Consider the following 13,411-nt stretch of genomic DNA (forward strand, 5'->3'; position numbering starts at 1 on the left):
GGTGACGGAGATGGTCACGGGCCTCGATCTCGTCGAATGGCAACTGCGCGTGGCGGCGGGCGAGCCGCTGCCGCTCAAGCAGGACGAACTGAAGGTGCACGGCCACGCGATCGAGGCGCGCATCTACGCAGAAAATCCGTCGCGCGGGTTTCTGCCGTCGACAGGCACGCTCAAGCATCTGCGCATGCCGCACGCGGTGGAGTTTTCGATCGACGGCGACGTGCGCGTCGACAGCGGCGTGCGCCAGGGCGATTCGATCACGCCGTTCTACGATCCAATGATCGCGAAGCTGATCGTGCATGGCCGCGACCGTCGCGATGCGTTGGCGCGCATGGCGCGCGCGCTGGCCGAATGCGAGATCGTCGGGCTCTCGACGAACGTCGAGTTCCTTCAGCGCATCGTGAAGAGCGAGCCGTTTTCATCGGGCGATCTCGACACCGGGCTGATCGAGCGGCATCACGATGCGTTGTTCGGGCCGTCGGGCGTTTCACGCAAGAGCGCGCTTGCGCTCGCATGCGCGGCATTGCTCACCCGCGAAGGCGGCGAGGCGCATGGCCATTCGCCTTGGGATGCGCTCTCGCACTGGCGCATGTCCGGCGGTTACAGCCAGGACCTGAACTGGCGCGCGCTCGACACGGACGAAACGCTGAAGGTGGTGTTTACGAAGAACGGCGAGAAGCGGCTCACACTGAACGATGAAAGCGCGCGCTTCGGCTGGTCGCATAGCGGCGCGACGTCGTTCGCGGTTCAACTCGACGATGCGCTCATCAAAGGCCACGTCTTCACCGACGGCGACGTCTTCCACGTCTTCCACGAAGGCGCGGCGTTCCAGTTCGAGTGGCAGAACCTGATGGCCCACGCGGGCGATGCCGAGCACGAAGGGCGTCTTACCGCGCCGATGCCGGGCAAGGTGATTGCGGTGCTCGTCGAGACGGGGGCGTCGGTCGAAAAGGGCGCGCCGCTGATGGTGATGGAAGCGATGAAGATGGAGCACACCATCGTGGCGCCCGCCACGGGCAAGATCGGCGAGATTCTGTTCGAGGTCGGCGATCAGGTCGCCGACGGCTCGCAGTTGCTTGTTCTCGAAGTCGAGCAGGCGGGCTAACGCTTCACCTTGGCGGACGCGCCGAGCAGCGTATCTTCGCTCTCGGCGCGCACCAGAATTTCCACGCGCCGGTTCGATGCGCGGCCGGCGCGCGTATCGTTGCTCGCGATGGGCCGCAGATACGCCATGCCCTGGGTCGTGATGCGCGCGGCAGGCACGCCGCGCGTGATCAGCGCCTTCGCGACGGCATCCGCCCGCGCCGCGGACAGCGCGCGGTTATAGGCGAGCGAGCCCTGGTTATCGGTATGGCCTTCGATCAGAATGGGCCGCATGCTGCGCTTCAACACGACGGCGGCGCGATCGAGCATGGGCGAATCGCTGGTGCGGATAGTCGATTCGTCGATGTCGAACAGCGACGCTTCGGGCAGCCGCATCTCCATGCCGCCCTTGACCGGCAACATCGTGATGCCGTATTGCGCGTTCAACTGCTCTTCCTTCGCGCGATTGAGGCCGGTCGAGCATGCCGCAAGCAACATCATCGTCAGGCATGCGGCCGTCGCCCGTGAAGCTTTCTCCATCATTGCAAATCCCTGCGTCGATACCGAACCTCGATTATAGGGAGCGCGAAAAGACTCATTTTGTAAAGATGGTTCTCTACTGCGCGCATCGAGTGGAATGATTCGTGCGTGATTACAATGCTGGCGAACGTTTCCTGTTTCCAGTCATCGATCATCACGAACTCGAGCTCCCGCACCCATGCAGATCCAGCCGCCCAATAACACGACACCGTACGCGTCCGAGCGCACGCGCAAGATGCAGCGCACGGCTTCCGCGGCGCTCTATGTGGTGCTCGTGCTGGTCGCGCTCTACACGGCGCGCACGTTCATCCCGGCGGTCGTGTGGGCGAGCGTGATCGCGATTGCGCTATGGCCCGCGTTTTCCTGGCTCGAACGCCGGCCGGTGTTCCGGCGCCACCACAACCTGCTCGCGGTCTCGTTGACCGTGGCGATCGGGCTGCTCTTCGTCGTGCCGTTTTTCATCGTCGCGGCCCAGACGGTGCAGGAAGCGCACGACATGCTTCACTGGTTTCACGAAGTACTGCGCACCGGCATTCCGGTGCCCGCGTTCATCGAACATCTGCCGATGGGCGCGCAATCCGTGGCGCGCTGGTGGCAGGCGAATCTCGCGACGCCGCTCGAGTCTTCGCCTGCGGTGAAGGGGCTGCATAGCTCGACGGTCGTCGCGATGACACGGCATTTCGGCGGACGCGTGGCGCATGCGCTCGTCATTTTCGGCTTCATGCTGATGACGCTTTTCTTCATCTTTCTGGCGGGCTCGCGGCTCGGCGAGCAACTGCTGGCGGGTTCGCGCCGCGCGTTCGGCGCGGACGGCGCGGCCATCGTGCGGCGCATGGCCGAGTCGGTGCGCAGCACGGTGGTGGGACTCGTCGTCGTCGGATTGGGCGAGGGCGCGCTGCTCGGCATCGCCTACGCGATAACGGGCGTGCCGCATGCAAGCCTGCTCGGCATGCTGACGGCGGTCGCGGCGATGCTGCCGTTTTGCGCGCCGCTCGTGTTTCTCGGCGCGGCGCTGTGGCTGCTCGCTCAAGGGTCGATGATCGCGGCGGCGTGCGTCGCCGCATTCGGGATGATCGTCGTATTCGTGGCCGAGCACTTCGTGCGGCCGGTGCTGATCGGCGGATCGGCGCGCCTGCCGTTCCTGCTCGTGCTGTTCGGCATTCTCGGCGGCGCGGAGACGTTCGGGCTCATCGGGCTCTTTATCGGCCCGGCGCTGATGACGATTCTCGTCGTGCTGTGGACGGATTACGTGGTGGATCAGAGCTAGCGTCGCACGCCGACGCAGCTACGAGCCGATTCAGCCGCGCTCCTGCACGCAGACCCACGGCGAGGTGACGACCGCCCACAATTCCGGATCGCGCGCGGCGAGATCGGTGGCGGTCTCGGCCTGCATGCGCTCGATCAACCCGGCGGAAAGCCATTGCGAGACTTGCCGCGTGTCGTCGTTGGCGACGGCTTCCGCGACGCTCACGAGATCCAGATCGCCCTTCACCCAGATGAGCTTGCCTTGCGCGAAAAAGCGCTCCAGTTCGGACCAGCCGATCTGGGCGGTTTCACTGAGGAGCTTGACGTAGAGCGGGCTGGGCGTGGGAGCGTCGGACATGAGAAAGAAGCGAGAAAAAAACGAAAGGCGTCCGACACTATAGCGCAGTGCCGGACGCCTTCGTTTCATGCAACGACAGCGAGAGACGTTACAGATCGAAGAAAACCGTCTCGTTCGGGCCGCGGAGATGGATGTCGAAGCGGTAGATGCTGCCCGACGAATCCGGCTTGACCGACGCACCCGCCTCGCGCTTCGCGATCAGCGTATGACGGCGCTCGGCCGGCACGCTTTGCAGCACGGCGTCCTTCGCATTGGCTTCGGTTTCGTCCTCGAAATAAATGCGCGTGTACGCATGCAGCAGCATGCCGCGCATCAGGACGATGACATCGAGATGCGGCGCGGAATCGTCGGCGGTTGCGCCCGGCTTCACCGTATCGACGATGAAGCGCAATTTCGGGTCCGTGCCCGTGCCCACGCGGGCGAAGCCGCGGAAGCCCGATTCGCGGGCTTCCTGCGCGCTCTGCACGTAGCGGCCGTTGGCGTCGGCCTGTGCGACTTCGATCAGCGCGTCGTTGACGGGCTTGCCTTCCGCGTCGAACACATTGCCGACGACGGCGATATGCTCGCCCGGCACTTCACGATCCGCCGCCGATGCGGTGAAAAGGCTCTTCAGGTCGAAGTTGTATTGCTCGGGAACCAGGCCGTAAGCGAAGTACGGTCCGACGGTCTGCGAAGGGGTCTGTTTCAGCGTGGTCATGTTCGGTTACTCCGTCGGCGTTTGGTCCGGGCCGCGCAGCACGATGTCGAATTCGTAGCCGAGCGCGTAGTTTTCCTGCGTCGTGTCGATCGAGAAGGCCGAGACGAGGCGCTTGCGTGCCTGCTCGGGAATGCCCTGATAGATCGGATCGAGGTCGAGCAGCGGATCGCCGGGAAAGTACATCTGCGTGACGAGACGCGAGCCGAAGTATTCGCCGAAGAGCGAGAAGTGGATATGCTGCGGGCGCCACGCGTTCGGATGATTGCCCCACGGATACGCGCCCGGCTTGATCGTCATGAAGCGATAGCGGCCTTGGTCGTCGGTCAGGCAGCGGCCCGCGCCGAGGAAGTTCGGGTCGAGCGGGGCGTCGTGCTGATCCGCCTTGTGCACGTAACGGCCGGCGGCGTTCGCCTGCCACACTTCCACGAGCGTGTTGCGTACCGGGCGACCGCCTTCGTCGAGCACGCGCCCCGTCACGATGATGCGTTCGCCGAGCGGCTCGCCATTCTTGGCGGCGTTGCGGGTGAGATCGTTGTCGAGCACGCCCAGATCTTCAGCACCGTAGACCGGCACGCGTCGGTTGCGCAGGTTTTCCTTCAGCGGAATAAGCGGCAAGCCCGGGCTGCGCAGGACCGACGACTTGTAACCCGGCGACAGATACGGCGGATGGGATTCCCAATCACGCGGTGTGAGGATCGGTGAAGTCATGTCGACTGTCTCCTGTAATTGTGGGAGTTGAATAGGATGTTTCTGACGGCTACTTTATATAACGTCGCAAGTTATGGAAAATGATGTTTTGTGCCTTCTTGCATAACGGAACGTCATGGATACCGACTTCACCAACACTCGCGTCAAGTTCCGGCATCTGCAGTGTTTTCTGGCTGTCACACAGCTCGGCAGCGTGCAGCGCGCCGCCGATAGCCTGTCGATCACGCAGCCCGCCGTATCGAAGACGATCGGCGAGCTCGAATCCATTCTAGGCGTGCGTTTGTTCGAGCGCGGGCGGCGCGGTGCGGTGCCGACGCGCGAAGGCCGCCTGTTCGCGCCGCACGCGAGCGCCTGCGTCGCGTCGTTGCGCGAGGGCGTGGACATGCTGCTGCGCGAGCGCGGCGACGTGCCGGGAACCATCGCGATCGGCATCTTGCCGACGGTCGCGCCCGTGCTGCTTTCGCCCGCGCTTGCGTCGTTCCGGCAGCAATGGCCGGCGGTGTCGCTGTCCGTGCTGACGGATTCGAACGCTGTTTTGCTGGAGAAGCTGAAGGCGGGCGACGTCGACCTCGTCGTCGGGCGATTGTCGGAACCGGAAGCGATGCACGGTCTCTCGTTCGAGCAGATCTATCGCGAGCCGCTGGCCGTGGTCGTGCGCCGCGAGCATCCGCTGACGCTCGAGACGCCGCTCACGCCCGCGCTGCTCGCGCGCTTCGTGATCGTCGTGCCGCCGTTCGGCACGCTGATCCGTCAATCGGCGGAAAGCGTGCTCACCGCGTTCGGCGCGCATGCGCTGACGGCGCTCGTCGAGACGTTGTCGGTGTCGCTCGGGCGCTCGCTCGCGATGAACAACGACGCGGTGTGGTTCGTGCCCGCCGGCGCGGTCGAGCAGGACATCGGGCTCGGGCTGCTCGCCGCGCTGCCGATGCCCTTCGCGGGCACCGACGAGCCCATCGGCCTGATCCGCCGCAACGACGCGGCGCGCACGCCGGTGGAGGAAACGCTCGTCGATGCGCTGCGCGACGCGGGCCGCTCGCGCGCCGGACGCAAATGACCGGGCTGCACGAGCGGCGCACAAGTTGCTGAAGCAGCATTTACCGCGCAGAGTCCGCGCGAAACAAATATTATGACGAAAGGTAGCGAGCGAACGAATTGACTGCAACAAACGCGCTCAGCAGTGGTCACATAAAAACATTGCCCGCCGCCCTCGTCCGCTGTTCTCCGCCGCACGCACCGAACATGTTCGCAAGATGAAGACCGTATTGCTCGTCGACGACGACCGCGCCACCATCGAAGCCTGGACCCTCTGCATGCAGGGCGAGGATTGCAACGTCCTGTGCGCGTTCGACGGCAACCGGGCGTTGACGATATTGAGCGAACAGAGGGTGGACATCGTCGTGTCGGACTGGATGATGCCTGGGCTCGGCGGCGCGCTGCTCTGCCAGACGATGAAGAACGACGCGGCGCTCGCGCACATTCCTTTCCTGATGATCTCAGCACACCCGAATCCGCCCGCGTTCGTCAGCTACGACGGCTATTTGCGCAAGCCCGTCGACATGGGCACGCTGATCGCCGCGGTGAACCGCTTGTGCGCCGCGAACAAACGGCCACCGTATTGAACGGCCGTTAACGCAGCTTTGCCAGCGCCTCGTCCATCTGCGTCTGCGCCATGCGGTTCAGCTCCTGCGGAATCTCGCAATCGAGCGGCAAACAGGGCGTGACGATCACGCGGATATGGCCGCCCCGATCCGGCCAGCCCTTCGCGGGCCATACCTTGCCCGCGTCATGCACCACGGGCACGACCGGCACTTTCGTCGCGCAGGCGAGCCGCACGCCGCCCGAAGCGAGTTTGAGCGGCGCATCGTGCGCGACGCGCGTGCCTTCGGGAAAGATCACCACGGAATCGCCTTTCTTCAGCCGCGCCGCGCACTCGCGCGTGACAGCGGCATGCGCCTGACGGATCGAGCCCCGATCGAGACTCACCATGTCGAGCCCGCGCAGCACCCAGCCGAAGAACGGAATGTTCATGAGTTCGTGCTTGAACACGAAGCTGATGCGCTGCGGAAAGAGCGCCATGAATGAGAGCGTTTCCCACGTCGATTCGTGGCGCGACAGGATGATGCACGGGCCACTCGGCAAATGCTCCAGCCCTTCGATCGAGCACGTGACGCCGGTGATGACGCGCATCATCGCGACCATCGCGCGGCACCAGAGCTTCGCGAGCCGGTAACGCCCGTTGCGGCCGACGAACGGAAACAGCGGCAGGATCAGAATCGACCATACGATGCCGCTGCCCAACAAATACGTTGCAAAGAGCCACTTGACGAGAGTACGGCGCATCGAATTCCGACGGATGAGGGGAAGGCGCCAGCATAACGTATCGCGCACCACGTGCCGGATTGCACCGGGCGCGTCGCGCGTCATGCGGTGTCCTCGATCGGATGCAACAATGGACGCCGACTCGACACAAACAGCCAGGGATGAAGCGCATGGAAACTGAGACGCCGGTGCAGTTCGATGAAGGCATGCTCGACGTGGGCGACGGTCATTCGATCTACTGGCGCGCCCAGGGCCCGCGCGACGCGCCCGTGATGCTCGTCGTGCATGGCGGCCCCGGCGGCGCGATGAACCTGAAGTGGGCCGAGGTGCTGGAAGAGGGCACGTGGCGCGTCGTGTTTTTCGATCAGCGCGGCTGCGGCAAGTCCACGCCATTCGGCAAGCTGGAGGCGAACGGCATCGATGCGCTCGTCGGCGACATGGAAAAGCTGCGCGTTGCGTTGAATATCGAACGATGGGCGATCTTTGGCGGCTCGTGGGGCACGACGCTCGGCCTCGCATACGGCGTCGCGCATCCGGAGCGTTGTCTCGGCTTTCTGCTGCGCGGCGTGTTTCTCGCGCGGCGCGAGGACATCGACTGGTTCCTGTGGGACGTGCGCCGCGTGTTCCCGGAGGCGCATCGCGCGTTTCTCGATGCGATCGAGGCCGCGTGCGGCGAGCGTCCTTCGAACGCGCAGGACATTTTGCAGATGACGGAGGCGCCGCTCGCGCGCTTCGACGAAGCCGGCACGCGGCTCGCGCGCGCTTGGACGCAGTACGAGACGACGCTGTCGGTCGTCAACAAGCCGGAGAAGGAGCCCGCCGACGAAGACAAACGCCCGAGCGCGGAGGCGAACGCCGCGGCGATTTCGATGGCGCTGCTCGAACGCCACTACATGGCGAACGAACTACCGCCGAAGCCGCCGCTTCTGCCGCTCGTCGCGCGCATCGCGCATCTGCCGTGCCGGATCGTGCATGGCCGCTTCGACATGGTGTGTCCCGCCGATCAGGCGCTGGATCTCGCCGCGCGCTGGCCCGCCGCGGAATTGGCCGTGGTGAACGCGGCGGGGCACTGGACCTTCGAGCCGGGCAATCTCGCGGCCTTGCGCGCGGGCGCATCGGCGCTCGCGAAGGCGATCGCGGATGCGACGTAGAGGCGCTCAGAAGCTTCGGCATCAGCGCGTCGCGCATGTGGGCGCTCTTCATGCGCACGAGACTGCGGTCGAGCTTCACGATGTCGGGCCTGAGCGTCAGCAGCCGGTCGATATTGGAATGTCCCGCGCCGAAATCGTCGACGGCGACGCACGGCGGTTACGCGTTTGGGGTGGGGATGAGCGCAACATCGGCCGTTCGTGCGCAAACTTGAGCGCCGGAGCCGTCCGCAAAGCCGACCGCCGTGACGCATCCGGTTTGCCGCTCGCGCCCGCACGACCTATCTTTGTTGATGCGATGCTACGATCCGGTGCAACTTAAGCCGGGCGGCGCTCGTCGAAAGTCGCAACGAACCAATCGAGAGAGATAGATGGCGCAACAGAAAACCAATCCCAAACTCGAGCAGGCGCTGACGCGCGGCGATCTCGCGATCCGTCAGGCCAACTCGGGCCGCGCCACGGCGGTGCTGCGCGCGCTCGGCAAGATGATCGTCGAGGCGTCCGCGACGATCGGCGTCGAGGCGCATGTCGTCATTCACGACGGCGACAAGATCTACGATCCCGCCGACGGCGTGTGGCCGCAGCAACTGCTCATATCGCTCGACGGTCCCGTCGAGGAAAACGATCCGGACGAGATTCGCACGATCACGCTGCTCGCCGATACGCCGGCCACGATATTCCGCTGCGAATGGCAACGCGCCGACGGCAATATCGGGCGACAGGAAGGCCGCCCGCTGGCGATGGTCGCTTTCATTACCGATGTCGATATCCCCTGGCTCGACGAAGACGACTGATTATTTCTAATTCGTTTTAGCGGTTTTCACACTGTCGACACGATTATGTCGTGTTAGAGGCGGGCGTTTTCTTTCGAGGAACGTCCGCTTTTCATTTGCCGTTCTCACCCGCCTGAAATCCCGAACGATGCGATTTCGTTGTTTCGCAGATTCTGCGAAACAAAAGTGTAAGCAAACGTTACCGGACCCCGTTTTTTTAGTGTTTTCGAGCGTTTACGCGATGCTCCGCGAAGGTTCGGCCAACGCTATGCTCCCACTTGCCTCTCGCGTCAATAGGTGGCTGCTCGCCCTCGTTTCTTTCCCCGATTCGGGCTCGCATATTTCTGTACGGCATATGCATATATTGGTTTGCAGCGGCTACCCGGCGATTGGCTCGCCGATTAGAAGCTTTCTTCCATCGCTTTAGCCTGGAATTTGCTCGGAAACAGTGGCAAGCGCGCACCCCGTTATTTGACTTCGTGAGAGGCTCGTTTCGCCCGTGCACGGGACCAGCCAATAAACGTCCCCACATGCGGCACTTTCCAATCGCCAAGAAAAAATGGGGTTTACAAATGGAACGTCTCAACCTTGCCAACAGCACCGCCGCTAACCAAAACGAACCGGCGGTTCGCCCGACTCTCACGATCGTGCCCGCGCTTCAGAAATCCGAGCGCATGCCGTTTACTATTCGTATCGTCCGGGACGATGCGGGGCTGCAAAAGGCCGTGAGCATCAGACGTTCGGCCTATGGGCGGCACCTGCCCGAATTCGCCGAATCGATGACCATCGAGCCTTCCGACCGCGATCGCGGCACGGCTGTGTTGCTGGCGGAATCCAAGCTCGACGGCGCGCCGCTCGGGACCATGCGCATTCAGACCAATGCGTATGGGCCGCTCGCGGTCGAGCAGTCGGTGCGTCTGCCCGATCATCTGGCGACGGGGCGGCTGGCGGAAGCGACGCGGCTCGGCGTTGCGGGCGGCATGGTGGGACGGGTGGTGAAAGTGGCGCTGTGCAAGGCGCTGTGGATGTTCTGCGAGATGCACGGGATCGACTACATGGTGATCACGGCGCGTACGCCGCTCGATCGGGAGTATGAGGCGATGCTCTTCAAGGATGTATTCGGCGTCAATGAATTCCTGCCGATGACGCACGTCGGCGGACTGCCGCATCGCGTACTGGCCAAGGATGTCATGGCGGCGCGCCAGCGTTGGGAAGAAGCGCGTCATCCGCTTTTCAACTACATGGTGCATACGCATCACCCGGATATCGATTTGCATTCTGTAGATTTATCTTTTGACTGGGAACCGGTACGATGCCCGGAGGCTCCGCTGATGGCTTACGGCAGATAAAAAGGCACGATCGTATTCAGAAAGGTGTTAGCGAAATAACCGGGCCACGGAGCGGTCCGGTTGGCCAAAAGCGGCGGCGCGCGGGAGTTTTCGAGCTCCGCCGCCGCTCGCGCCGCCCATATCGCGTCGGGCGCAAACGGGGGTTTTTCCAGGTATGGCGTCGGTTATTCCAGCTTCCTTATCGAGATTCAGACGCACGGGCTCGTGGATCGACGACGCACTGTACGCGGTCGCCGTTTACGCCGTGCCGGTTCTGATTTTGCTCGGTACGATCGCGACGCTCTACTTCCTGCCGCGCCAATACGAAACGCGCGGCGCCGTTCCTCTCGAATTACGTGTCGTCGCCGATCAAGCCGGCCTGATGGGCCCCGCCGATGCACGTGCCGCGCTGCAAGGCGCCGCGCCTGTTTCCCGCTACAGCACGCGTCTTTCCGAAAAGCCGGTCTGGTTCGGTTTCACGACGCCCAGCATGAGCCCGAGTTCGTCGACGGTCGTCGAATTACCGTCGCGCCACGCGCAAACGCTTGCCTGCTGGAACGCGGACACGCTCGCGCCGCTCGGCCAGGCGGATCGCGAAGGTGTGACCGGCGAGATGCGCGCGGTCAAAGCGGGTTTCTCGATTCAGGTCGGCCGGTTGAAACAAGCCGAAAACATTCTTTGTCGCGGCACGTTTTCCGGTCCCGCGCAGATCAACGCCTACGCATGGGAATGGCAAGGCCTGCGCAACGCGTCGCTCGACTTTCAGGAAAGCTCGGGCCTGATCGCGGGCGGGCTGCTCACGCTCGCGGTGTTCGTCTTCGTCACGGCGCTTATCAATCACGAGTGGACCTACGTGATTTTCGCGGTGTGGCTCGTCGGCAATCTGCGCCTGTGCGCGAACGCGATGGGCTGGGACATGCAATGGCTCGGCCGCGTGTTGCCGTCGGATTTCATGCAGCCGTTGCGGCAGTTCACTTTCGCCGCCTATTACCTGCTGACGGCCGCGCTCTTTCAGCAGCTCTTCCGGCGCGAGTTGCGCGTGGTCGGTTACCGATGGCTGCTGCGCGTCATTCAATATGTCGGCATCGTGCTGCTGGCGGCGGCGCTCGCGCTGCCGTATGAGTTCTTCATTCCGGTGCTGTGGGTCATCGCCGGTTTCGGCATCTGCGTGCTGTTGTTCTTCCTCGCGCGGCTCGTGTGGATGGCGCGCTCGCGCACCGTGCTCTGGTATGTGGCGTCGCTCGGCGTCGTGCTGTTCTCCACGTTCTCCGAAGTGCTCGGCGCGGCGTTCGGGCTGAAGGTGCTCGTGGGCGGCGTGAATACCGTGATGGCCGCGCTGTCGTCGAGCATGATGGCCGCCTTCGCGATCGCCGAGCAGATGCGCGCCGAACGCGATTTCCGCCGTCAGGCGCAGATGGAATTGCGCAACACCTACGAAGTCACGCCGATCGGACTCTTCACGCTCGACGCCGATGGCCACTTCGTGCGCGCCAACCCCGCGTTGCGCGCCATGCTCGATTTGCAAAAGACCGACTACAAGGTGCGGCACTGGAACGACTGCTTCGAGGCGGGCGCGTGGGGCGCGTTGCAGGCGCTGGCGTCGAAGGGCAGCGACGGCGAACTCGAAATGGGCGGCTCGCCCGAGCGCGGCACCGGCGAGCGTCGTTATCTGCTGAAGGCGATCCGCTCGAACGGGTGGATCGAAGGATCGCTTCAAGACACGACCGAACGCTCGAAAGCCGTCGAGCGCCTGCGCTTTCTCGCGGAGCACGATCCGCTGACCGGCTCGCTGAACCGGCGCGGCATCGAGAAGGCGATCTCCGTCCAGAGCGAAGAGACGTTGCCGTGGGCGCTGGCGTATGTCGATCTCGACCGCTTCAAGCTCGTCAACGATCTGTTCGGGCATCGCAGCGGCGACGAAGTGCTGCGACAGGTCGCGGCGCGCACGCGTGCGCACTTCGCGCGCAGCTATCCGGTCGGGCGCATCGGCGGCGACGAGTTCGTCTGCGTGATGCACGATACGTCGATCGAAGACGCCATCGCGCAATGCCGCGAGCTGATTGCGATTCTTTCGGATGCGCCGTATCAGGTCGGCAATCGCGCGTTTCAGGTGAAGGCGTCGATAGGCTTGGTCGAATGCTCGCAGGGCGTGCGCGTGCAGGACGCGCTCTCGCACGCGGATCGCGCATGCCGCGAAGCGAAGAAGGTCGCGCACACGCATCTCGTCACGTATCGCAAGGGCGCGGCTGCGTTCGAGGAGCGCGCGGAGGAACTGAGGCTCGTCGAGACGCTCGGGCGCAATCGCCTGCCGCCGGGACTTTTCCTCGTGATGCAGCCGATCATGTCGCTGTCGGCGCCGACCGAATCGCTCAATTTCGAAGTGTTGCTGCGCATGCGCTCGCCCGACGGCGCGACGCTGCCCGCGGGCAAGGTGATCGTCGCGGCGGAGGAATCGGGCAACATCGCGGCGATCGACCGCTGGGTCATCTCGACGCTGCTCGAATGGATCGAGGTCCATCAGCAGCAGCTCGGCAACACGCAGTTCATCTGCGTGAACCTCTCGGGCGGCTCGCTCAACGACGAGCAGTTCATGGAGGACATCTTCGCGCTCTTCGCGCGCTATCAGTCGATCGTGCATTACCTGTGTCTGGAAATCACGGAGAGCGTCGCGCTGCACGATCTGGAGAACACGCAGCGCTTCATCTCGCGCGTGCACGACATGGGCGGCAAGATCGCGCTCGACGATTTCGGCGCGGGCTATACGTCGTTCAAGTATCTGAAGGCCTTGTCCGCCGACGCCCTCAAGATCGACGGCGAATTCGTGCGCTCGATGTGCGCGCATCCGGCGGATATCGCGATCGTCGAGGCGATCGTCGCGCTCGCGCGCAATCTCGGCATGCGCAGCGTCGCGGAGTGGGTCGAGGACATCGATACGCTGCGCGCGTTGCAGGAGATCGGTGTCGACTACGTGCAGGGTTTCCTCGTCGCGCGGCCGCAGGACAGCTCGGCGATTCTTGCCGCGAGCTCGGCCGCGAGCTTCGTGAAAGACCCGGAAGTGGTGAGCTTCGTCGAATGCCTGTCGGAGCCGGTTCAGGCTACCGTATTCGACTACGAGTGGCACGCGCGCGCGTCCGGTACGCACTGAACCGCTCCAAGACCCGCTTGCTAGAATCGGCGTAACAGAGTCGAGCGAACGGGGGCTCACAACATGA

Annotated in this window: 13 protein-coding genes and 1 pseudogene; 8 read left to right on the top strand and 6 right to left on the bottom strand. The window is 63.8% G+C overall.

All coding sequences use genetic code 11. The features are described 5' to 3' along the window. Window positions 1-1,105: biotin/lipoyl-containing protein (locus tag AWB75_RS06865; RefSeq protein ID WP_327218485.1), on the top strand; the 1,105-nt coding region annotated here is incomplete at its 5' end. On the opposite strand, the gene AWB75_RS06870 is transcribed toward AWB75_RS06865, so the two are convergent. After that, a complete protein-coding gene (locus AWB75_RS06870) occupies window positions 1,102-1,626 on the bottom strand; it encodes an OmpA family protein (RefSeq protein WP_087086512.1) in 525 nt (174 codons plus the stop codon). The two genes, AWB75_RS06865 and AWB75_RS06870, sit on opposite strands and share 4 nt — an antisense overlap. Window positions 1,627-1,801: 175 nt before the next feature. On the opposite strand from AWB75_RS06870, the gene AWB75_RS06875 reads away from it, so the two are divergent. Then, window positions 1,802-2,890 carry an AI-2E family transporter gene (locus AWB75_RS06875; protein WP_061123345.1) on the top strand — a complete coding sequence of 363 codons (1,089 nt, stop codon included), beginning with the start codon at window positions 1,802-1,804 and terminating at the stop codon, window positions 2,888-2,890. Window positions 2,891-2,920: 30 nt separating this feature from the next. On the opposite strand, the gene AWB75_RS06880 is transcribed toward AWB75_RS06875, so the two are convergent. From AWB75_RS06880 to pcaH, 3 genes are all read right to left on the bottom strand, one after another. Beyond that, window positions 2,921-3,226, bottom strand: coding sequence for a DUF2288 domain-containing protein (locus AWB75_RS06880; protein WP_061123346.1), 306 nt, complete (start codon window positions 3,224-3,226; stop codon window positions 2,921-2,923). Window positions 3,227-3,314: 88 nt separating this feature from the next. Then, on the bottom strand, window positions 3,315-3,923 hold the full coding sequence (gene pcaG / locus AWB75_RS06885) for a protocatechuate 3,4-dioxygenase subunit alpha (protein ID WP_061123347.1): 609 nt from the start codon (window positions 3,921-3,923) through the stop codon (window positions 3,315-3,317). Window positions 3,924-3,929: 6 nt separating this feature from the next. Further along, window positions 3,930-4,631, bottom strand: a complete 702-nt coding sequence (gene pcaH, locus AWB75_RS06890; protein WP_061123348.1) for a protocatechuate 3,4-dioxygenase subunit beta — start codon at window positions 4,629-4,631, stop codon at window positions 3,930-3,932. A gap of 115 nt (window positions 4,632-4,746) precedes the next feature. On the opposite strand from pcaH, the gene pcaQ reads away from it, so the two are divergent. Both pcaQ and AWB75_RS06900 read left to right on the top strand, forming a co-directional pair. Beyond that, on the top strand, window positions 4,747-5,685 hold the full coding sequence (gene pcaQ, locus AWB75_RS06895) for a pca operon transcription factor PcaQ (RefSeq protein ID WP_061123349.1): 939 nt from the start codon (window positions 4,747-4,749) through the stop codon (window positions 5,683-5,685). A gap of 196 nt (window positions 5,686-5,881) precedes the next feature. Next, the gene (locus AWB75_RS06900; protein ID WP_235012010.1) at window positions 5,882-6,250 is read left to right on the top strand and encodes a response regulator transcription factor; all 369 of its coding nucleotides are present in this window, start codon (window positions 5,882-5,884) and stop codon (window positions 6,248-6,250) included. Window positions 6,251-6,257: 7 nt separating this feature from the next. Here the strand turns inward: AWB75_RS06900 and AWB75_RS06905 are convergent, their stop codons facing one another. Next, window positions 6,258-6,971 (bottom strand): lysophospholipid acyltransferase family protein, encoded by a 714-nt coding sequence (locus tag AWB75_RS06905; RefSeq protein WP_061123569.1) that lies wholly within the window; start codon window positions 6,969-6,971, stop codon window positions 6,258-6,260. 149 nt (window positions 6,972-7,120) lie between these two features. On the opposite strand from AWB75_RS06905, the gene pip reads away from it, so the two are divergent. Further along, complete coding sequence (gene pip / locus AWB75_RS06910) at window positions 7,121-8,101, top strand: prolyl aminopeptidase (protein WP_061123570.1); 981 nt, start codon at window positions 7,121-7,123, stop codon at window positions 8,099-8,101. Window positions 8,102-8,165: 64 nt separating this feature from the next. On the opposite strand, the pseudogene AWB75_RS39410 reads toward pip, so the two are convergent. After that, window positions 8,166-8,237: pseudogene (locus AWB75_RS39410) on the bottom strand (hypothetical protein); the annotation flags it as partial. A gap of 232 nt (window positions 8,238-8,469) precedes the next feature. On the opposite strand from AWB75_RS39410, the gene AWB75_RS06920 reads away from it, so the two are divergent. The 3 genes from AWB75_RS06920 (at window position 8,470) to AWB75_RS06930 (ending at window position 13,344) form a co-directional block, all read left to right on the top strand. Continuing rightward, a complete protein-coding gene (locus AWB75_RS06920; protein WP_061123351.1) occupies window positions 8,470-8,892 on the top strand; it encodes a hypothetical protein in 423 nt (140 codons plus the stop codon). A 551-nt stretch (window positions 8,893-9,443) separates the two neighbouring features. Next, on the top strand, window positions 9,444-10,220 hold the full coding sequence (locus AWB75_RS06925; protein WP_061123352.1) for an N-acyl amino acid synthase FeeM domain-containing protein: 777 nt from the start codon (window positions 9,444-9,446) through the stop codon (window positions 10,218-10,220). 154 nt (window positions 10,221-10,374) lie between these two features. Beyond that, window positions 10,375-13,344, top strand: coding sequence for a putative bifunctional diguanylate cyclase/phosphodiesterase (locus AWB75_RS06930; RefSeq protein WP_061123353.1), 2,970 nt, complete (start codon window positions 10,375-10,377; stop codon window positions 13,342-13,344). Window positions 13,345-13,411: the final 67 nt, after the last annotated feature.

The sequence above is a fragment of the Caballeronia catudaia genome (genome assembly GCF_001544755.2).
GTDB lineage: Bacteria > Pseudomonadota > Gammaproteobacteria > Burkholderiales > Burkholderiaceae > Caballeronia > Caballeronia catudaia.

Coding starts and splice junctions, on each gene's coding strand:
- AWB75_RS06870 (WP_087086512.1), bottom strand. CDS start 1,626: ATGATGGAGAAAGCTTCACGGGCGACGGCCGCATGCCTGACGATGATG.
- AWB75_RS06875 (WP_061123345.1), top strand. CDS start 1,802: ATGCAGATCCAGCCGCCCAATAACACGACACCGTACGCGTCCGAGCGC.
- AWB75_RS06880 (WP_061123346.1), bottom strand. CDS start 3,226: ATGTCCGACGCTCCCACGCCCAGCCCGCTCTACGTCAAGCTCCTCAGT.
- pcaG (WP_061123347.1), bottom strand. CDS start 3,923: ATGACCACGCTGAAACAGACCCCTTCGCAGACCGTCGGACCGTACTTC.
- pcaH (WP_061123348.1), bottom strand. CDS start 4,631: ATGACTTCACCGATCCTCACACCGCGTGATTGGGAATCCCATCCGCCG.
- pcaQ (WP_061123349.1), top strand. CDS start 4,747: ATGGATACCGACTTCACCAACACTCGCGTCAAGTTCCGGCATCTGCAG.
- AWB75_RS06900 (WP_235012010.1), top strand. CDS start 5,882: ATGAAGACCGTATTGCTCGTCGACGACGACCGCGCCACCATCGAAGCC.
- AWB75_RS06905 (WP_061123569.1), bottom strand. CDS start 6,971: ATGCGCCGTACTCTCGTCAAGTGGCTCTTTGCAACGTATTTGTTGGGC.
- pip (WP_061123570.1), top strand. CDS start 7,121: ATGGAAACTGAGACGCCGGTGCAGTTCGATGAAGGCATGCTCGACGTG.
- AWB75_RS06920 (WP_061123351.1), top strand. CDS start 8,470: ATGGCGCAACAGAAAACCAATCCCAAACTCGAGCAGGCGCTGACGCGC.
- AWB75_RS06925 (WP_061123352.1), top strand. CDS start 9,444: ATGGAACGTCTCAACCTTGCCAACAGCACCGCCGCTAACCAAAACGAA.
- AWB75_RS06930 (WP_061123353.1), top strand. CDS start 10,375: ATGGCGTCGGTTATTCCAGCTTCCTTATCGAGATTCAGACGCACGGGC.